The following is a 20053-nucleotide window of genomic DNA, read 5'->3' as shown; positions in this document are numbered from 1 at the left end:
GCGCCGGGATCATAGCGCGCGGCGGTCCTGTTGTTGAGGCCAGTTTAGCAAGGTTTACGTATACGTCAACCAAGCGTCCAATACGTCGCCCCTACGCCTGCCTGCCGAATACGCCAACGCAGGCCCTGTCTAAAAGTTCGGACAGTCGTTTGACGCTAACGTAAAGCCGTGAAATATTCGTCACAAAGGGCATCAAGCCCACGCCGATTATCGGCAACCGGAGGAAACATGGCACCCAAGGCACCGAAAAACACCGCCACCCATTTGCGTCCCTGGATTGCCAGCTATCCTGAAGGCATCGTCTGGGACGCCGAACTCGACACCCGCCCGGTGCACGAGCAGGTTCTGGCGGCCTGTGCCCGCAATCCCTCCGCCACCGCCCTGGACTTTCTGGGTGGCACCACCTCCTTCGGTGATCTGGCGAAAAAGATCATCGCCTTTGCCGGCGCCCTGCAGCGCCAGTTCGGCGTCAAAAAGGGTAGCCGCGTCGCGCTGATGCTGCCCAACACGCCATTTTACCCCATCGCCTATTATGCCGTGCTGCGAGCCGGCGGCACCGTGGTCAACTGCAACCCGCTCTACACCGTGCACGAACTCAGCCACATCACCGAAAGCGCCGGCGCCGACGTCATGGTGACACTCGATCTGCAGCAGATTTTCGAGAAGGCCGAAAAGCTGGTGCAAGCTGGCCACGTCAAATCTCTGGTGGTCTGCCACTTCCCCGACGCCCTCCCGCTGGTCAAAAAAGTGCTGTTCTCGGTGGTCAAGCGCAAGGATCTGGCCAAGGTCAAGTCCTCGCCCATCGCCGACCGCATCAGTCATTTCCACACCATGGTCGAGCGCGGCGAGCCGCCGACCCCTGTGGTTATCGACGCCCACAACGATATCGCTGTCCAGCAATATACCGGCGGCACCACGGGCCTGCCCAAGGGCGCCCAGCTCACCCACGCCAATATCGCGGCCAATATGAGCCAGATCGACAAATGGGGCTGTGGCTTGTTCTACCCGCCCTCCAAGGTCGTGGCTGTGCTGCCATTCTTCCACATCTTCGCCATGACGGTCTGCATGAACGTGCCGCTGTGCAATGGCACCCAGGTGGTCATGCTGCCCCGTTTCGAGCTCAAGGCGCTGCTCAACCTGTTCGAACGCACCCGCGCCAATGTGTTGCCCGCCGTGCCCACCCTGCTCAGCGCCATTGCCCGCGCTGATAGCGCTACCGCCGAAAAGCTGGCGAGCCTGGAAGTCGCCATTTCCGGTGGCGCCGCCCTGCCCAATGAAGTGCGCAGCGCCTTTGCCAGGAAGTCCAAGGCCGTACTTGCCGAGGGCTATGGCCTGACTGAAGCCAGCCCGGTGGTTTGCTGTGCCGCCCTCCGTGTTGCGAGCAAACCCATGTCCATCGGCATGCCGCTGCCGGGCACCGACATTCGCTTCGTCAATCTTGAATCCAACCAGCCCGTCGGCATCGGCGAAGATGGCGAACTCCAGGTCAAGGGCGCCCAGGTCATGGTGGCCTATCACAACGAACCTGAAGCCACCGAGCAGGCCTTCATGGATGGCTGGCTGCGCACTGGCGATGTCGGCCACATGGATGATGAGGGCTATGTGTTCCTGGTCGATCGCATCAAGGATCTGATCATCTGCTCGGGCTTCAATGTCTATCCGCGCACCATCGAGGAAGCGCTGATGAACCACGAGGCTGTCGAGGAAACCAACGTGATCGGCGTGCCTGACGAATATCGCGGCGAAGCCCCCATCGCCTACGTCAAGCTGCGCGATGGCAAGGCCGTTACCGAGGCCCAGCTCAAGAATTTCATTTCAGATCGCGTCAGCAAGATCGAAATGCCGCGCGAAATCATCTTCAAGGATGCCTTGCCCAAGACCCTGATCGGCAAGCTGTCCAAGAAGGAACTGCGTGAGGAATATCAGCAGTCAAAGGCTTCATCGTGAACCGCCCCGAGACTGATAATCGCGACCTGTTCGCCATTGCCGATCTGGCCAAGGAATTTGGCATCTCCACCCGGGCTATCCGCTTCTACGAGGCCAAGGGCCTGCTGTCGCCCGAACGCGTCGGCGCTACGCGCATTTTTCGCCGCCGTGACCGCGCCCGGCTCATCCTGATCCTGCGGGGCAAACGGCTGGGCTTTTCCCTGCGCGATATCTCGGATTATCTCAGCCTCTACGATGCCAATCGCAGCCAGCAGGTTCACCTGCTGATCGACAAGGTCGATGAACGCCTCGCCTCGCTGGAACGTCAGCGCGACGACCTGGAAACCACCATCAACGAGCTGCGCGAAATCAGACGGCTCGTTGACGAGCGCCCTGCCAAGGCAGGCTAGCGCTTCCCCTTTACATTCCGCGTCATCGAATCGGGTTTTTAGGTTTCACCCAGCCCTTGGGCGGCTGACGCACCGGCACCTGCGTGCCCAGCCCCATCGATCCCGGCGGGGGCTGACCAACCGTGACGCTGTCCGGATCGCCTTGCTGCAGCGGCGCGGCGCCCTTGATCCGGGCAATCTCGTTGCGCAGCGCTGTGGCGGTCTCAAAATCCATCGCCGCGGCGGCGTCTGCCATCTGCTTGTTCAGCGCCACCAGGCGCTCGTGAATTGATCGAGATGACATCAAAATCTCCTAACTTGCCGCCACAAACACGGCCATATCCGCCAGCGTCGCTGCTTCACCTGCCGGCTTGTCCCAGCGGATCCGGCTAATGCGCGGAAACCGCAGCGCCACGCCCGACTTGTGCCGCGCACTCTCCTGCGCGCTGTCGAACGCCACTTCGAACACCAGCTCCTTTTTCACCTCCCTTACCGGCCCGTATGAGGCCAGCGTATTGGCGCGGATCCATTTATCGAGCAGCTTGAGTTCCTCATCGGTAAAACCGAAATAAGCCTTGCCGATCGGCACGATCTCATTGCCCTTCCAGACCCCGAATGTGTAGTCGGAATAGAACGAACTGCGCCGCCCATGCCCGCGCTGGGCATACATCAGCACCGCGTCGACAATATTGGGATCGCGCTTCCATTTGTACCAGTGCCCCTTGGGCCGTCCGGGGACATATGGCGCCTGCCGCAGCTTGATCATCACCCCTTCATGGCCATGCTCATCGGCACCCTGTCGCCGTTGCTGCGCCAGATCATCCCAATCGGCAAACGGCAGCACGGCCGACAGGTCCAGCCGCGTCTGGGGATTGGCTGCAAACCACGCCTCCAGCCGCGCTCGCCGCGCGCTCCAGGGCAAGGCCCGCACATCCTCTTCGCCATCAAACAGCATGTCATAGACCCGGATGAAGGCCGGGCTGTCCTTGAGGTGCTTGGCGCTGGCGACCTTCTTGTTCAGCCGCTGCTGCAAATCATTGAACGAGCCGGGTTCGAAATCCTTGCCTACCAGCAATTCACCATCCAGCACGGCGCGCCCCTGGGCATTCTCGACAATATCGGGAAACGCCCCGGCAATGTCGTCGCCGGTACGCGAAAACAGCGACACGCTTTCGCCCATCACCAGTTGCACCCGAATGCCGTCCCATTTCCACTCGGCGGCAAAATCGGCAGGCGCGAACTTGACCAGATCCTTTTCCTCGTCAATCGGATTGCTCAGCATGAGCGGATGAAACCGCGCTGCCTGATCAATTTCCGGGCGCCCGGTCTTACCCTCAAGCCACTCAAATAGCGGCCCATAGGGGACCTTGAGCCCGTGCCAGACTTCTTCAATCGCCTGCAGGTCCACCCCGCTCATTTCCGCCAGTGCGGTCTTGGCCAGCCGCGCCGAAACGCCCACCCGCAAACCGCCTGTCGCCAGCTTCACCAGCGCCCAGCGCTCATTGATTTCCGCCTGCGTCAGCAGCCCGCCAATCATCTTGGGCAGGTCGCGCTTGGCGGTAGTGTTGAACATCTCGATCAGCGCGGTCAGCGATGGCAAATCACCCGCGCCCCCGTGATGCGGCCAGATCAACGCGATAGTCTCACCCAGATCACCGACATAGTCATAGCTCATGGCAAACAGCGTCGGGTCCACCTCGGCCAGCACGGTTTCCTTGAGCAGGGCAGGCTTCACATTGGCGAAGTTCAATGCACCCGTCAGCACTGCCAGCGCATAGCCACGGTCCGGGTCCGGCGTCTCGGCAAAATACTGGGTCAGCGCCGCCAGCTTGCGGGTGCGCGAGGAGGTCAGGGCGAGTAGTTCGAGCAATTGGGCAAACCGCTTCATGCCGCGTCCTCCCCGCCCTCATCCTCAAAGCCCTGCAGGTGCAGGGGCTCGGCGTTCAGGCCCTGGCTTTGACACCAATAGACCAGCGCATCCTCGCGCCCATGCGTCACCCACACGGTCTCGGCCTCGGTTTCGCGTACCGTCTGCTGCAGTTCGCCCCAGTCACAATGGTCCGAAATCACCAGCGGCAATTCCACCAGCGCCTGCCGCCCCCGCTGTTTCACACTCATCCAGCCCGAGGCCTGACACACCACCGGATCGGGAAACCGCCGACTCCAGCGGTCGCGAATTGCTGAAGGCGGCGCGATCACGATCTGCCCCGCCAGTTCCGCCTTGGGCACATCCAGCGCCGGGCGCAGATCGCCCAGCGGCACGCCCAGCTCTTCATAAAGCGCACACAGCTTGAGCATGGCGCCATGCAGATAGATTGGCGCGTCATAACCCGCGTCGCGCAGCAGCGCGATCACCCGCTGCGCCTTGCCCAGCGCGTAGCTGCCGACCAGATGACTGCGCTCAGGATTATCCCGCACCGATTTGAGCAGTCGCGCGATCTCGGTCTGCGGCGGCGGATGCTGAAACACCGGCAGGCCAAACGTCGCCTCGGTCACCAGCAGATCGCACTTGACCAGTTCATAGGGTTGCGCCGTGCGCTCGGCCAGCCGCTTGTAATCGCCCGTCACCACCACGCGCTGCCCGGCCTGCTCCACCAGCACCTGCGCCGAGCCCAGAATATGCCCGGCCGGGAACAGCCTGATCGTCACATCATCGACGTTCAGCGGCACGCCGAAATCCAGCGGTTCAAACCGCCGTGCGCAGTCCTCGCCATAGCGCGTCTTCATGATGGCAATCGTGTCTGGCGTCGCCAGCACCGAGCCATGCCCGCTGCGCGCATGGTCCGCATGGCCATGGGTAATGATCGCCCGCTCACGCGGCACGCTGGGGTCTATATAGGCGTCTATCGCCTTGATATGCAGGTGCCGGTCGAGGATCTGGATTGCCATGTCCCCACCTTAACGTGCCGCGATCGGAACTGGTTCACGACATATTAGGGCAAGCATCGCCAGACCATGTCAGCATTGGCACCCGCTTGCGGTGCGCCTCGCGCACCACCGACCGGGCACCCTTCCCTCCCCCTAGTGGGGAGGGTGCCCCCGCAGGGCTCGGGTGGGGGCCTCTGGTCCCGGCGCAACTCCCGCCAATTTGGCTACATCACCTTGGTCACATCCAGCAGCCCCGCGCGCGTTTCATTGGCCTTGCTGATAGCGGCCTCACCACCCAGCACAACCACATGGCCATGCTGGCGCACAGCGTCCACCGCCTCGGCCATCGCCTTGAAGTCAGCTGCGCTCGTCGACAGGATTTCGTCACGGCGCTGCTGCCGCAGGTCGTCCGTGGTCCCGGTCAATTGCCGCCACATCGAGGAATAGCCCTTGGCGTCGGGGAATTCATAGCCATCCACATCGCCGATCACCCCGATAATCGAGCGTGTCAGATCATTGGCGCCAATCGCCGCGTGTAGCGCCTTGGCCGCCCCATCATAGGCGTCCAGCGTCTTGAGCAGATTGGGATCGCGATAGCTCAGAAAGCTGAAATTGCCCGAGGTCAGGTCGAACCGCGCCGAGCCGCCATAGGCGCCGCCCTGCACGCGGATTTTGTCCCACATATAAGTGGTGTTGAGAAACTTCAGCGCCACGCTGGACGCCCCCGTCAGCTCAAACCCCAGCGCCTTGAGATTGGCGCCCTTGCCGACATAATTGACCTGGACCGGGATGATCAGCCCTTCGGACTTGGGCGCAAAATCCACACTCCAGTCGGCAAACTCATGTTTGGCGTCCGGCAGCGTCCCAAGGAAACCCTCGATCTCGCCCTTGGCCCGGCCCCACAGCGCACTATCAGCGGTCACATTGACCACCATGCGCCCCCGGTTGAACAACGTATCGCGCATACGCTTGAGCGCGCTCTCCACGCTGTCCCAATCGCTCTCGATCCGCGCCACCAGTTCGCGCAGAAACATCAGATAGCTCACGCCACCCATCTGCTCGGAAATCCAGCTCGCCTCGGTAAGGCTCGACTTCAGCCGCGTATCGACAATCGAATTGCCCGCCGGGATCATGCGCGCTTCAAAGCCCGCCTTTTCCTCGAGCGCCATCTGCTTGAAGCGCTCGCGATTATCCAGTCGTGCATCAAGCAGCACATCGCCCATGATCGCCAGCATCTCGTCGATCTTGTCCGGCACAGCCTTGCCAGACAGGAAGAACCAGGCAGCACTGCCAGCATCGCCCTGTCGCGATGACAACCCACGGTGCTGGGCCACGCCACCGGTCGAGCGACCAATGCGCTGGGTCAGGCTGACAAAGTCCTCCTTGCTGGTGCCGGTCTGCAGCAGCGCCCGGCCAAACAGCGGCAGATAGGGCAGCAGTTCCTTGTCCAGCACATGCAGATCGAACCCCATATCGAGATAGACGATCCCCAGTGTCGGCAGGTCGTGGTAGAACAGCCTGGTATCCGCCAGCGTGCCGATATCGATCGGCACCGTCCGTGTCTGCCGCGGCAGATCAGCCAGCGTCAGCGTCGGGATCTGCGCCAATAGCGCGGGATCATCCACCTCTTCCTGCAATGCCTTGAGCCGTTCGGTTTCGGCCTTGGTGTCTTCCAGCGCCTTGGCATCAAATCCCTTGCGCACATCGGCCAGAATCGAGGCTTCCTTGGCCGCCTCGCGCGCGCCCTGATCGGGGTCGGCCTGCAGGCTCACCGTGGTGCGGTGCATATTGTCCAGAAACAGTCGGCGGATTTCCTTGGCGAAAAAGCCCTGCCTCGCCTTGGCCTTGAGCGCGCTCAGCGCCTCTTCAAAGGCCAGCGGCGCAATCGGATCGCCCTCATGCAGCCAGGTCCCCAGCGCGTTGAACATGTACATCATACCGCGTGGATAGGACCCGGTATTGTTCTCGCGCAGCGAAAACTCGAACGTGTTGGCCGCCGCTTCCAGCTGCTCGGGCGCGAACCCGGTGTCGGCGATCTCTTCGAGCGTTTTCAGGATCAGCGCTTCGACCTTGCCCGCATCGGCCGGGTCAATGCCCTTCATGCCAAAGCTGGCCATGGGCTGACGCAGACCGCCGCCGATACCGCCGCCCGTCATGCCTTCGCCCAGCCCGCTCTCATTGAGCGCCTTGCGCAGCGGGGCGGCCGAATTGCCCGCCAGCAGATAGCTCAGCATGCCATGGCTGAGCGCTTCGGTACGGTCCGCCGCCGGGTCGATCATCCAGTTGACTGAAACCATGCCATCGCGCGCCTTGGCATCGTCCTTGGTGCCGGCATAGGTGGCCTCGATCTGGCGCGGCGCGTTGAACCGCGGCTGCAGCTTGACCTCCGCATCAACCGGCGCCCGCTCGAACTGGCTGAAATAGGCATCCAGAATCGCCAGCCGCTCACCGGCATCATCATCACCCGAAAAGAACGCGCGGGTATTGGACGGGTGATAATAGGTCTGGTGGAAATTCTTGAACTGCTCGAACGTCAGCTCGGGGATTGCCTTGGGGTCCCCGCCCGAGCTTTTGCCATAGGTCACATCGGGATAAAGCGAGCGCTGCGAAAGATCGCGCATCACCGCATCGGGCGACGAGAACACGCCCTTCATCTCGTTGAACACTACGCCCTTATAGACCAGCGGTGCGTCGACATCTTCCAGCTCGTAATGCCAGCCTTCCTGCAGGAAGGTCTCTTCGGTCAGCAGCGGAAAGAACACCGCATCCAAATAGACGTCCACCAGATTGTAGAAGTCCTTCAGGTTCTGGCTGGCCACTGGATAGGCCGTCTTGTCCGGAAACGTCATGGCGTTCAGAAACGTGTTCAGCGAGCCCTTGATCAGCTCCACGAACGGCTTCTTGACCGGATATTTCCGGCTGCCACACAGCACTGAGTGCTCCAGAATATGGGCGATGCCGGTAGAATCCGTCGGCGGCGTCTTGAAAGTGATGCCAAACACCTTGTTCTCATCGTCATTGACTAGGCTGAGCACCTCGGCCCCGGTCTTTTTGTGGCGGAACAGCTGCGCCTGCGAATTGGCCTCCGCGATATGTTCGTCGCGGATCAGTTCGAAGGCTTCGTGATAGGACATGACACTACTCGGCAGGTTTTTCTTTGTTGATGACAACGTAGGCACCCCCAGCCCGATCCGCTAGGGGGCGTCACGCCTCCAAACAAGGATCGCGCTCGGCACTCACGTGCGTCTCATGCCCACCGCGCGTCACCCTCGGGATTGACCCGAGGGCACTTTGCTTGTCGCGAGGGCCGAACCGTAAGGTCGGGCTCAAACGCCGCCCCGGATCTCCGGCTTGACGCTTTCCTCATACCAGCTCTTGAGCTGGCCCATCAGCGCCGGGAACAGGCTGCGCAGTTCACTGGCGGCGACATTGTCGGCCAGCTGCTCGGGCTTGCTCACCCCGGCAATGATGGTCGAGACCTCGGGATGGTCCAGAATCCAGCGCAGTGCGAACTGGCTCATCTCCATGCCGCCCGGCGCGTAACCCTTGAGCTCATTGACCAGCTCCACACCGCGTTGAAACGGGATGCCGGCAAAGGTCTCGCCCACCGAAAACGCATCGCCATTGGCGTTATAATTACGGTGATCGCTGGCTTCGAACTGTGTGTCCTTGCTGAACTTGCCGCTCAGCAGCCCGCTGGCCAACGGCAGTCGCACGATAATGCCGACATCCTTCTCTGCCGCCTTGGGCAGCAGCACTTCGGCCGCATCCTGGCGGAACAGGTTGAAGATGATCTGCAGTGTGGCGAGGCCGGGCTGTTCCAGGCAGATCAGCCCTTCTTCAATGGTCTCGACACTGGCGCCCCAATGCTTGATCAGCCCTTCGGCCTTGAGCTCATCCATCCAGCCAAAAATCGCGCCATCCTGCAGCACGCCAAGCGGCACGCAGTGCAACTGCGCCAGATCCAGCGAAGAGACACCCAGCCGCTCGGCGGACCCCTCAAGGCTCTTGCGAATGCCTTCCTTCGAATAATTGTCGGGGAACAACCCACCGCCACGCCCCAGCTTGGTCGCTACATGCACACCGGCGCCCTTGGCATGGCCGCCGATCCGGCTTTCGCTCATGCCACCGCCATAGACGTCAGCAGTGTCCCAGAAGGTCACACCAGCCTGATTGGCGGCATCGAGAATAGCTGTAGCCGTCTCGTCACCCACCGGTCCGAAATCGCCGCCCAGCTGCCAGCAGCCCAGCCCGATTTCCGAAACCTCAAAACCCGTCTTGCCCAAACGCCGCGTTTTCATGCCGTGCTGTCCTTTGTGGTTCTCGCGCGAGCGCATTCGCTGCGCGCCCGACAGGCGCTGTGCACCCATCACTGCTTGATAATGTTCTGGATGGCCAACCGATCCGCAGCTGGCCAGATTAGGGCAGCGCGCATGGAGCTCGATGACAAAGCCTGACCCGCAGGGGCTGCCCCGGTCAACCCGGATGCGTCATCCTATTCGAAATAATCGGGATGATCGCCAATGGTCTGGCTGAGCAGCACTTCAGCGCGCGCCAGATGCGCCCGCATTGCCGCTTCAGCGCCCGCAATGTCGCCTTCGGCCACGGCCTTGGCAATCTTGAGGTGCTCGTCAATCGCAACCCGTGAGGACGACGCCCCCAGTGTCAGATAGCGCACCCGATCGAGCTGCATCTTGTGATCATCGATCAGCTGCCACGCATATTCCACGCCCGCCAACCGCGCCATGGTGCGGTGGAACAATTCGTCCAGCGTGTGAAAGCCGCGACTGTCATTGGCCGCCGAGGCCGTTTCCTGATCTGCGATCAGCGCCTTGAGCACCGCCGCGGCCTCGCCCGGGTGGGCCGCCAGACGCCGCACGATCTCCACTTCGATGGATTCGCGGATAAAGCGCGATTGCCGCACGCCTTCGGGGGAGATTTTCTTGACCACTGTGGCCCGCTTGGGGCGGATCAGCAGCAGACCCTGCTGCGCCAGCCGGATGAACGCCTCGCGCACGGGCTGGCGGGACACACCGTAGCGGCCCGCAATGTCGCTCTCGGAAATAACATCGCCCGGCTTGAGCGCCATGCTGACGATTTCGTCACGCAATGCGCCAACGACGCGCATTGCCATGGTCTCCTCGGTTACTTCAAGCACCTGGGTCGACACCTTGTTAAATTCCCCCGCTCCGACCATGGGCCGGATAATCGGGGGAATGCGCCCCCGATTGCGTGCCTTCCACAGATTTCTGGGGGCTCCGAGCCCCCGGATCAGCCGTTACAGCACAATTCCGGCCGCAGCCAGCATCTCGTCGACAAACACCCGCTCGCCATTCTTGGCGATCGACTGATTGGCCGCAATACCGGTCAGGATCGACCAGGCACCCGACACCTGGTCCGATGCGCGGCCATATTTGTCCGCTTCCATATTGGCCGGATCAAACAGATAGCCCAGCATGATCGGATCGGCGCCACCATGGCTGCCCGCGCCTTCCCAGACGTCGATCTTCTGCGGCAGCTGGCCCGCCAGATGCAGCTCGGTTGTGACGTTGTCGCGTTCTTCCCTGTCGCGATTGCCGCCGGCGAACACGCCGTGCACTTCGATGTGCTTGTGGGTCAGTTCACCCTTGGTACCGTGGAATTTTACCTCCAGCCCTTCCCAGGGGGAATAGGCCACCAGCGTATAGTTCAGTGAGGCACCCGAAGCGTATTGAGCCTGCACCTGCATGGTGTCCTCGATGGTGATGTCCTCGGCAAACACGCATTTGTCGCGCCAATAGCCGTCATCACCCTCGGTATCGAGATAAAGCTCCTTGAGCGCCTCATCGGCCTCAAGGTCCATGCGGAACTCGCATTTTTGGGCCACAGGGCAGGTGTGGCAACGCTCGCCATGGCCTTCCAGGCCCAGCTTGATCGCCATTTCCGGCGTATAGAAATCCCGCTTGCCGGTAGCCGACACGCTCTTGGGCGTTGAAGCGACCCACCAGTTGAGCAGATCGAAATGGTGCGTTGACTTGTGCACCAGCAGCCCGCCGGATTTGTCCTTGTAACGGTGCCAGCGACGGAAATAGTCGGCGCCATGCACCCGGTCGAGATACCAGCGGAAATCCACTGCCGTGATCTCGCCGATCGTGCCGCTCTGCAGAATATCCTTGAGCTGCGTACGCGCCGGTGAATAGCGATAGTTGAAGGTCACCGTCACCGATTTGCCGCTGGCCTTTTGCGCATCCAGAATGCGCTTGAGCTTGGCCACATCGATCGTCATCGGCTTTTCGGTCATCACATTGCGACCGGCTTCGAGCGCCCGCACAATGTACTCGTCATGCAGGTAATCCGGCGTAGTGACGATCACCGTATCAGGGTCCTGCTCGGTGAGCATGGTGTCGAAATCTTCAGCCAGATAGGTGGCAATGCCGTTGCCGGTCTTGTCAGGCACCTTGTGGGCCGACAGGGCCAGACGGCTCTGATTCACATCGCAAAGCGCTACCAGATCGGCGCTCTCTGCATGGGTAATGGCAACCGCATCGCGGAACATCTGGTGACGTCCGCCGGTGCCGACGATGGCGAATTTTTTGGTCATGTCTTGCTGCTGGGATAGAGGGCCGAACGGGCCAGTTACATCTTCCATACAAGATTGATCATATGACTGCGAGTGTCAATCCGCGATATCGCCAAATCACGATCCCTGCTGCTTAACTGCGCAATCCGGGCGCTTCCTGACCGGTACTCTGCACATATTCGCTATAGCCGCCGCCATAGGTGTGCACACCCTCGGGCGTCAGTTCCAGCACCCGATTGGACAGCTCGGCCAGGAAGTGGCGATCATGGCTGACAAACAGCATGGTGCCCTCGAACTGGCGCAGCGCGTTGATCAGCATTTCCTTGGTCGCGATATCCAGATGGTTGGTCGGCTCGTCCAGCACCAGGAAATTTGGCGGATCAAACAGCATCAGCGCCATCACCAGCCGCGCCTTCTCGCCGCCCGACAGCACGCGGCACTTCTTGTCCATCTCATCTCCCGAAAACCCGAAGGCGCCTGCCAGCGCCCGCAATGGCCCCTGTCCGGCCTGCGGGAAGGCGTCTTCAAGGCTCTGGAACACCGTGCGATCGCCATCGAGCACATCCATGGCGTGCTGGGCAAAATAGCCCATCTTTACGCTCGCCCCGACATTGACCGTGCCATTGTCGGGCTTGGAATCCCCGGCCACCAGCTTGAGCAGCGTCGACTTGCCCGCGCCATTCACGCCCATGATGCACCAGCGCTCGCGGCGCCGCACATGGAAGTCCAGCCCGTCGTAAATAGTACGGCTGCCATAGGCCTTGTCGACATTTTTGATCACCACCACATCGTCGCCCGAACGTGGCGCCGGGCGGAATTCAAACGCCACGGTATGGCGCCGCTTGGGGGGCTCCACCTTGTCGATCTTGTCGAGCTTCTTGACCCGGCTCTGCACCTGCGCCGCATGACTGGCACGTGCCTTGAACCGGTCGATAAAGGCAATTTCCTTGGCTAGCATGGCCTGCTGCCGCTCGAACTGCGCCTGCTGGTTCTTGTCGGCAATCGCACGCTGCTGCTGATAGAACTCGTAGTCGCCCGTATAGGTCGTCAAATTCCCCGCATCGATCTCCACGATCTTGTTGACGATACGGTTCATGAACTCACGGTCATGGCTGGTCATCAGCAATGCGCCCGAATAATTCTTCAGGAACGCCTCGAGCCAGATCAGGCTTTCCAGATCCAGATGGTTGCTTGGTTCGTCCAGCAGCAGCGCATCAGGCCGCATCAGCAGGATGCGGGCCAGCGCCACGCGCATCTTCCAGCCGCCCGACAGCGCGCCAACATCGCCATCCATCATCTCCTGGGAAAAGCCCAGCCCGTCCAGCACTTCGCGCGCCCGGCCATCCAACGAATAGCCATCAAGCTCCTCAAAACGTGCCTGTACCTCGCCATAGCGCTCAATGATGGCGTCCATGTCGTCGGCCTTGTCCGGATCGCCCATATCGGCTTCGAGCACCCGCATCTCGGCCATCAGCTCGCTGACCGGACCCGCACCATTCATGGTTTCGGCCACTACGCTGCGGCCCGCCATCTCGCCGACATCCTGGCTGAAATAACCAATCTGGATGCCGCGATCGACCGAGACCTGGCCTTCATCGGGCTGCTCTTCGCCGGTGATCATGCGGAACAGCGTCGTCTTGCCTGCACCATTGGGGCCGACCAGCCCGATCTTTTCGCCCTTCTGCAGCGCCGCCGACGCCTCGATAAAGACAATCTGCTTGCCGTTTTGCTTGCCAATGCTCTCGAGACGAGATCATGAAATAAACTAACCTGCGCTGGCGGCCACGCGATGGTGCGACCGTCGATTGGCTGTCGTTAAGCACTCGTGGCGCGCTGGCGCAAGCATGCATTGGCTGCCAGAGCGCGCAAAACCCAAAGCTGTGGTTTGATCGGCGCACCCTCGCCCGAGATCGGGGCCGGTATGTGCTAACGCAGTGTCAGTATTTTTGCCCAAGGCGTGGTCCCCGACACAATCGGGTGCGACCAGCAATCCGGAGACTTGATGAAGGTAGCAATCGACATGGGTATGGGCAGCGGCAATGTGCCCGCTACGCTCGATCTCGAAGAATTGCTGGCTACCCGTCTTCTGGTGCAGGGCAATTCGGGCTCGGGCAAGTCGCATCTGTTGCGCCGCCTGCTCGAACAGTCCGCCCCATGGGTGCAGCAATGCATTGTCGATCCCGAGGGCGACTTCACCACCCTTTCGGAAAAATTCGGCCATCTGGTCGTCGACGCCACCCGCACCGAATCCGAGCTCACCCGGATTGCCGCCCGTGTGCGCCAGCACCGCGTATCGGTCGTCCTCAATCTTGAGGGCCTCGATGTCGAGCAGCAGATGCGCGCTGCCGCGGCCTTTCTGGGCGGCATGTTCGATGCCGATCGCGATTTCTGGTACCCCGTGCTTGTGGTGGTCGACGAAGCCCAGCTCTTCGCCCCCGCTGCAGGCGGCGAGGTCAGCGACGAGGCCCGTAAGCTCTCGCTGGCTGCCATGACCAATCTGATGTGCCGTGGCCGCAAGCGCGGCCTGGCCGGCGTCATCGCCACCCAGCGTCTTGCCAAACTGGCCAAGAACGTGGCCGCCGAAGCCTCCAACTTCCTGATGGGCCGCACCTTCCTCGATATCGATATGGCCCGCGCCGCCGATCTGCTGGGCATGGAAAAGCGTCAGGCCGAACAGTTCCGCGATCTGGCTCGTGGCCGCTTCGTGGCTCTGGGCCCCGCCATTTCGCGCCGCCCCCTGCCCGTCACCATTGGCGATGTCGAAACCCAGGCGCGTTCCACCAGCCCCAAGCTGACTCCCTTGCCCGAAGCCCCGCTCGATGCCGCCGATCTGATCTTCACCGCCTCTGCCGATGAGATCGCCCGCCCGGTCGTGCGCCGCCCGCCACCACCGCCGCCGCCATCAACCAACGAATTGCTCGCCCAGCTCTCGCGCCCCCGGCCCGAGGCTGAAACCGAGCCGCAATCGCTGTTCCCCGAGATCGATGAAGCCGAGCGCGACAGCCAGATCGATGCCATCATGGCCGAACTGCTGGGCGACCCCGATGCCAGCTTCCGCACCGTGGCTGTGCTCTATCAGGATTTTCTGGTGCGCTGCCGCATTCGCCGCGTGCCCGGCGAGCCCCCGCCCTGCCCGCCTTCAAGCGCAAGCTGGCCGTGGCCCGCGTCGCCCCCGACAGCGAAACCGCCAGTTCCGATGGCTGGCAGCAGGCACTGGCCATGTCCGAAACCCTGACCGACGATGTGCAGGGCGTTTTCCTGGTCATGGCCCAGGCGGCTCTGAGCGGCGCGCCTTGCCCCTCCGATGCCACCCTGGCCCGGCTCTACGGCACCCACTCATCCAGCCGCGCCCGGCGCCTGCTGACCTGGTTTGAAGAACGCGGCCTGCTTGTTGTGCGGCTCGACTTCCGCAACAACCGCATCGTGGCCTTCCCCGACCTCAACGCCGAAACCGCCGCCGGCGACCCCAATGGTCCCGACACCATGATCGACGAGCGCGGCGCCGCCGAATAGCTAGCCGATCATCTCCGCCCTGAACCCATACCGCCCCGTCGCTCCCGGCCCCAGCACCTCGACATAGGGCCGCTCATCCAGCGCGTCCGAACCGCCCACTTCGGCCGCCGTGCCATGCCAGGGCTCCAGACACACAAATGACGCGCCCGGCTTGGACCACAGTGCGAAATTGGGCAGGTTTTCCCATGTGAAGTGGATCGCCTTGTCCCCTGCGCCATAGCGCAGCCCCGCGCCAGCTCCCGCGGGAAACACCATCGCATCGCTGTCGAACAGCGCGCTTTCAAGCCGCAGATGGCCTTGCGCAAAGGGCGAGGGCAGCGCCGCCGGTTTCACCAGCCCACCGCTCAACCGCACCATTTTGGGTTCGGCGCCATTGTCCAGCACCACGCTATGGACCTGCCCGTCGCAACCGGGCAGCGGCCACACAAAGGCGGGGTGGAAACCGATCCCGTAAGGCATGGGCCGGTCACCACTATTGTGCACCTGGGCCGTCACCACCACGGCGCGTCCCTCGACCCGATGCGCCACGCTCAATACGAAATCAAACGGATAGACCGTCCGGCTCGACTGGCTCGCTTTCAACTCATGCCGGCACGACACCGCGTCGCTCGCCACCAGTGTGAAGTCGCTGCGCCGCGCAAAGCCGTGCTGCCCCATGGGATAGCGCTGGCCGTCCACACTGATGTGATCATCGGGAGCCTTGCCGACCATGGGAAACAGAACTGGTGAGCGACCGCCCCAGAATGCCGCATCGCCATCCCACAACCAGGATTGGCCATCGCTGGTCTCGATCGACTGCATCTCGGCGCCCAGTGGCGAGACCACCACGCTTACCTGCTCATTGCCGATCCGCGATAGATCCATCCGTGTACTCTCCCCATTGATACCCTTGCCCTAATCTCGCTGATCCGCCATGAACCGGCAATGCCCAGCGCCATGCCGTCACTGCCAATTGATGATGCCCTGCCCGGCCTGAACGCCGCACTGGCTGCCGGGCCTTATGCGGTTCTGGTTGCCCCGCCCGGCGCTGGCAAGACCACCCGCGTCCCCATCGCGCTGCTCGACGCCCCCTGGCGCGGCGATCGCCGCATCATCATGCTTGAGCCTCGCCGTCTGGCCGCCCGCGCCGCTGCCGGACAGATGGCACGCCTGCTCGGCGAAGACATCGGCCAGACCATCGGTTATCGCGTGCGCATGGACACCCGCGTTTCGGCAAAAACCCGGATCGAAATCGTCACCGAAGGTGTCTTTACCCGCATGCTGCTCGACGATCCCGAACTGACCGGCATCGCTGCCGTCATCTTCGATGAATTCCACGAGCGCAGCCTCGATGGCGATCTGGGTCTGGCCCTGACGCTGGATGCCGCCGCCCTGCGCCCCGATCTGCGCGTGCTGGTGATGTCTGCAACCATTGATGGTGCCCGCGTCGCCAGCCTGCTTGGTGATGCCCCGGTCATCGAGAGCCTGGGCCGAACCTTTCCGGTACAGACGATCCATGCTGAACCCGACCCGCTCAAGCGCCTTGAGGATCAGGTCACCGACGCTGTCCTGGCTGCCCTGCGCGACCATGAGGGTTCGGCGCTGGTCTTTCTGCCCGGTCAGGGCGAAATCACCCGCGTCGCCGAACGCCTGACCGGCCGCGTCCCCGCCAATACCGATATTGCCCCGCTTTTTGGCCAGCTCACGCCCGCCGAGCAGGATCGCGCCATCCGCCCTGCCGAACCCGGTCGCCGCAAGATCGTGCTGGCCACCTCGATTGCCGAAACCTCACTGACCATTGATGGCGTGCGCATCGTCATCGATTCCGGTTTTCGCCGCGTGCCCGTTTATGAACCCGGCACAGGGCTGACCACCCTCGACACCCGCCGCGTTTCCCGCGCCGGCGCCGATCAGCGCCGTGGTCGCGCCGGCCGCACCGCCCCCGGCATCTGCATTCGCCTGTGGAACGAGGGCCAGACCGCTGCTCTGGCCCCCTTCGACACCCCGAAATCCTGGCGGCCGATCTCGCCAGTCTGGTGCTCGACCTCGCCAATTGGGGCGTCAGCGATCCGGCAAGCCTGCCTTTCCTTGATCCCCCGCCCGCCCCGGCCTGGACCGAGGCGACGGCCCTGCTGAAGCGCCTCGACGCGCTTGATGCCGGGGGCCACCTGACACCCGATGGCAAGGCGCTCGCGGCCCTGCCGCTGCACCCACGCCTCGCCCATATGGTCGTTGCCGCAGCCGCCGAAGACGATGCGCTCACCGCCGCCCAGCTCGCCGTCTTGACCAGCGAGCGCGGTCTGGGGGGTGATGGCACCGATCTCACCCACCGCCTTGACCGCTTCCGCCGCGAAACCGGCAAGCGCGCCGCCGATGCAAGATCCCTTGCCCAGCGCTGGGCCCGTCTGGCCGGCGGCGGCACGGGCGGCAATCTTTCCGCAGGCTACCACCTCGCCCGCGCCTTCCCCGACCGCGTTGCCCAGGCCGCTGGCGCCCGCGGGCGGTTCCGTCTTGCCAATGGGCGTCAGGCCAGCCTCGATCAAACCGACGCCCTTGCCGGCCAGCCCTTCCTTGTGGTCACCGACGTCACAGGAGCCGCCGCCACCGGCCGCATCCGCGCCGCAGCACCGCTCGCTCGCGACGAGATTGAAGATCTCTTTGCCCACCGCATCACCGCCACCACCAGCCTGACCTATGACGCTTCATCGGCCAGCGTCCGCGCCCGCCGCACCCGCCAGCTCGATGCCCTCAAACTGGCCGACGAACCCGCACCGGTGGACGATCCCGAGGCGGCCGCGGGGCTTTTGGCACAAGCCGCCGCCCGTCGTGGCCTTGATCTGCTACCCTGGAGCCGCGATCAGGCCGCCTGGCGCGCCCGCGCCACCTTCCTGCACACCACATTGGGCGACGAATGGCCCGATCTGTCCGCCCAGGCCCTTGGTTCTTCGGTCGACGACTGGCTCACGCCAGCGCTGTTTGGTCTGACCAAGCTCTCAGAGATCACCGGCGAACACCTGCGCACCGCGCTCGACCTGCTCCTGCCCTATGCGCGCCGTCAGGATATCGAGGCACTGCTGCCCAGCCATTTCACCGCCCCCACCGGCAATGGTGTCCCCATCGACTACGCGGTCGAAGGTGGCCCGGCGATCGAAATCCGCGTGCAGGAGCTGTTCGGTCTCACCCGCCACCCTACCATCGCCAATGGCCGCATTCGTTTGCTGTTGATCCTGCTCTCGCCCGCCCATCGCCCGATCCAGACCACGCGCGATCTTCCGGGCTTCTGGACCGGCTCCTGGGCCGACGTCGCCAGAGAGCTCAAGGGCCGATATCCCCGCCACCCCTGGCCCGACGACCCCGCCAAGGCCCGCCCCACCGCAAGGGCAAAACCCCGCGGGACGTAAAGCCCCCACCTATCTCCCCCTGAAGGGAGATGAACAGATTGAGTATTTGGCAAATTCACGCCACGCCCACCGCTAGGTCCTTTCCCCTATCAGGGGGAGGCTAGGTGGGGATGCCCAAACAAAAAAGCCCCGGATCACCCCGGGGCCCTCAATCATTCAGCCGGTTCAAACTCCAACGCCACGCCATTGATGCAATAGCGCAGCCCGGTTGGCGGTGGACCGTCGGGGAACACATGCCCCAGATGGCTGCCACAGGTAGCGCAATGGCATTCCGTGCGGGTCATGCCGTGGCTGGTGTCAGAGGACGTTTCAACCGAGCCGGGCAGCGGATCATTAAAGCTGGGCCAGCCTGTGCCGCTCTCGAATTTCAGTGTCGCCTCAAACAGCGGCGTATCGCAGCCCGCACAGACAAATGTGCCCTGTCGGGTTTCGTGCAGCAGCGCGCAGCTTCCCGGCCGCTCGGTGCCGTGCTGGCGCATCACCTGATATTGCTCTGGCGTCAGCTTGGCCCGCCATTCCGCGTCGGTGCGGGTTACCTTGAAAGCATGGGCATCCATGGCTTTACTCCTTTTGTCGCCTTGTCATTGGTTGGCAATATAAGATCAGTTAGCTGTCGCACCTAGTGCCCGCTCCATCACTTCGGGCTGAAACCACAGGCTCTCCATGTCCTATGTGTCTTCCCTCGCCCAGCTTGAGGCGCTCTATACCCCGGCGCCCGCTGCGGCCTCCACCACCAAAGTGGCGCACACCATGACGCCGCATTATCGCCGTCTGATCGAAGCCAGCCCCTTTGCCGCGCTCGCCACCATCGGGCCAGAGGGCATTGACTGCTCGCCGCGCGGCGACCAGCCCGGCTTTGTGCGCGTCCACGATGACACCACGCTGATGATGCCCGACCGGCGCGGCAATAACCGCATCGATTCGCTGCGCAATATCGTGCGCGATGAGCGCTGCGCCTTTCTGTTCCTGCTGCCCGGCTCCGGCACCACCTTCCGCGCCAATGGCCGCGCCCGCATCAGCATCGATCCCGACCTGCTGGAAAGCTTTGCCGTGGAGGGCAAACCGCCGCGCTCGGTGATCGTGATGGAAATCGACGAACTCTATTTCCAGTGCGCCCGCGCCATCATCCGCGCCGAGCTGTGGAACCCGCAAAAACACCTCGACCCATCCAGCCTGCCCACCCCCGGCGAAATCCTCGCTGGCATGACCGACAGTCAGGTCGGCGGCGACGCCTACGACCAAGCCTGGCCCGAACGCGCCAAACAGACCATGTGGTGAACCACCATCGGTTCGTCAGGCACCATTTGGCTTCGAACCGGTCAAGGTGAGTCGAAAATTCTGAATGTCGAGAACCAGCGCGCAGCGTGCATTCTGCACGTGAGCACTGGAAGCGCTGAAATTTGGGATTTGCAGACCGC

13 protein-coding genes and 2 pseudogenes are annotated in these 20053 nt (G+C 62.7%); 5 read left to right on the top strand and 10 right to left on the bottom strand.

The window, feature by feature from the left end; translation table 11 throughout:
• The first annotated feature begins 228 nt into the window (after window positions 1-228).
• On the top strand, window positions 229-1947 hold the full coding sequence (locus tag AC0L37_RS02020) for a long-chain-fatty-acid--CoA ligase (RefSeq protein WP_282222136.1): 1719 nt from the start codon (window positions 229-231) through the stop codon (window positions 1945-1947).
• Entirely contained in the window at window positions 1944-2336 is a 393-nt protein-coding gene (locus AC0L37_RS02015) for a MerR family DNA-binding protein (RefSeq protein ID WP_212656818.1), read from the top strand. Before AC0L37_RS02020 ends, AC0L37_RS02015 begins: the two co-directional genes overlap by 4 nt.
• A gap of 22 nt (window positions 2337-2358) precedes the next feature.
• On the opposite strand, the gene AC0L37_RS02010 is transcribed toward AC0L37_RS02015, so the two are convergent.
• The 8 genes from AC0L37_RS02010 to AC0L37_RS01975 form a co-directional block, all read right to left on the bottom strand.
• On the bottom strand, window positions 2359-2619 hold the full coding sequence (locus AC0L37_RS02010) for a UvrB/UvrC motif-containing protein (protein ID WP_473314055.1): 261 nt from the start codon (window positions 2617-2619) through the stop codon (window positions 2359-2361).
• 9 nt (window positions 2620-2628) lie between these two features.
• Window positions 2629-4203: a cisplatin damage response ATP-dependent DNA ligase gene (locus AC0L37_RS02005; protein ID WP_282222138.1), complete on the bottom strand. Its 1575-nt coding sequence runs from the start codon at window positions 4201-4203 to the stop codon at window positions 2629-2631.
• Entirely contained in the window at window positions 4200-5204 is a 1005-nt protein-coding gene (locus AC0L37_RS02000; protein WP_282222139.1) for a ligase-associated DNA damage response exonuclease, read from the bottom strand. The genes AC0L37_RS02005 and AC0L37_RS02000 overlap by 4 nt, the downstream gene beginning before the upstream one ends.
• Window positions 5205-5407: 203 nt before the next feature.
• The gene (locus tag AC0L37_RS01995; protein WP_282222140.1) at window positions 5408-8317 is read right to left on the bottom strand and encodes an insulinase family protein; all 2910 of its coding nucleotides are present in this window, start codon (window positions 8315-8317) and stop codon (window positions 5408-5410) included.
• 192 nt (window positions 8318-8509) lie between these two features.
• Entirely contained in the window at window positions 8510-9484 is a 975-nt protein-coding gene (locus tag AC0L37_RS01990) for an aldo/keto reductase (protein WP_212656813.1), read from the bottom strand.
• Between the two features lie 194 nt (window positions 9485-9678).
• A complete protein-coding gene (locus tag AC0L37_RS01985) occupies window positions 9679-10353 on the bottom strand; it encodes a GntR family transcriptional regulator (RefSeq protein ID WP_212656812.1) in 675 nt (224 codons plus the stop codon).
• A gap of 108 nt (window positions 10354-10461) precedes the next feature.
• Window positions 10462-11763: a Gfo/Idh/MocA family protein gene (locus tag AC0L37_RS01980; protein ID WP_282222141.1), complete on the bottom strand. Its 1302-nt coding sequence runs from the start codon at window positions 11761-11763 to the stop codon at window positions 10462-10464.
• 112 nt (window positions 11764-11875) lie between these two features.
• The gene (locus AC0L37_RS01975; RefSeq protein ID WP_473315297.1) at window positions 11876-13480 is read right to left on the bottom strand and encodes an ABC-F family ATP-binding cassette domain-containing protein; all 1605 of its coding nucleotides are present in this window, start codon (window positions 13478-13480) and stop codon (window positions 11876-11878) included.
• A gap of 264 nt (window positions 13481-13744) precedes the next feature.
• Here AC0L37_RS01975 and AC0L37_RS01970 point away from each other — a divergent pair.
• A pseudogene (locus AC0L37_RS01970) lies at window positions 13745-15255 on the top strand (helicase HerA domain-containing protein).
• Here the strand turns inward: AC0L37_RS01970 and AC0L37_RS01965 are convergent.
• On the bottom strand, window positions 15256-16119 hold the full coding sequence (locus tag AC0L37_RS01965; protein WP_282222142.1) for an aldose 1-epimerase family protein: 864 nt from the start codon (window positions 16117-16119) through the stop codon (window positions 15256-15258).
• Between the two features lie 60 nt (window positions 16120-16179).
• On the opposite strand from AC0L37_RS01965, the pseudogene hrpB reads away from it, so the two are divergent.
• Window positions 16180-18635, top strand: a pseudogene (gene hrpB / locus AC0L37_RS01960) (ATP-dependent helicase HrpB).
• Between the two features lie 152 nt (window positions 18636-18787).
• Here the strand turns inward: hrpB and msrB are convergent.
• A complete protein-coding gene (gene msrB / locus AC0L37_RS01955; RefSeq protein WP_212656806.1) occupies window positions 18788-19192 on the bottom strand; it encodes a peptide-methionine (R)-S-oxide reductase MsrB in 405 nt (134 codons plus the stop codon).
• Window positions 19193-19298: 106 nt separating this feature from the next.
• Here msrB and AC0L37_RS01950 point away from each other — a divergent pair, with 106 nt between their 5' ends.
• Window positions 19299-19913 (top strand): pyridoxamine 5'-phosphate oxidase family protein, encoded by a 615-nt coding sequence (locus AC0L37_RS01950; RefSeq protein ID WP_282222143.1) that lies wholly within the window; start codon window positions 19299-19301, stop codon window positions 19911-19913.
• The last annotated feature ends 140 nt before the right edge of the window (window positions 19914-20053 follow it).

Source organism: Devosia sp. J2-20 (genome assembly GCF_055808475.1).
This window is presented reverse-complemented; position numbering and strand designations above follow the sequence as displayed.

Coding starts and splice junctions, on each gene's coding strand:
- AC0L37_RS02005 (WP_282222138.1), bottom strand. CDS start 4,203: ATGAAGCGGTTTGCCCAATTGCTCGAACTACTCGCCCTGACCTCCTCG.
- msrB (WP_212656806.1), bottom strand. CDS start 19,192: ATGGATGCCCATGCTTTCAAGGTAACCCGCACCGACGCGGAATGGCGG.
- AC0L37_RS01980 (WP_282222141.1), bottom strand. CDS start 11,763: ATGACCAAAAAATTCGCCATCGTCGGCACCGGCGGACGTCACCAGATG.
- AC0L37_RS02020 (WP_282222136.1), top strand. CDS start 229: ATGGCACCCAAGGCACCGAAAAACACCGCCACCCATTTGCGTCCCTGG.
- AC0L37_RS01965 (WP_282222142.1), bottom strand. CDS start 16,119: ATGGATCTATCGCGGATCGGCAATGAGCAGGTAAGCGTGGTGGTCTCG.
- AC0L37_RS02010 (WP_473314055.1), bottom strand. CDS start 2,619: ATGTCATCTCGATCAATTCACGAGCGCCTGGTGGCGCTGAACAAGCAG.
- AC0L37_RS01995 (WP_282222140.1), bottom strand. CDS start 8,317: ATGTCCTATCACGAAGCCTTCGAACTGATCCGCGACGAACATATCGCG.
- AC0L37_RS01990 (WP_212656813.1), bottom strand. CDS start 9,484: ATGAAAACGCGGCGTTTGGGCAAGACGGGTTTTGAGGTTTCGGAAATC.
- AC0L37_RS02000 (WP_282222139.1), bottom strand. CDS start 5,204: ATGGCAATCCAGATCCTCGACCGGCACCTGCATATCAAGGCGATAGAC.
- AC0L37_RS01950 (WP_282222143.1), top strand. CDS start 19,299: ATGTCCTATGTGTCTTCCCTCGCCCAGCTTGAGGCGCTCTATACCCCG.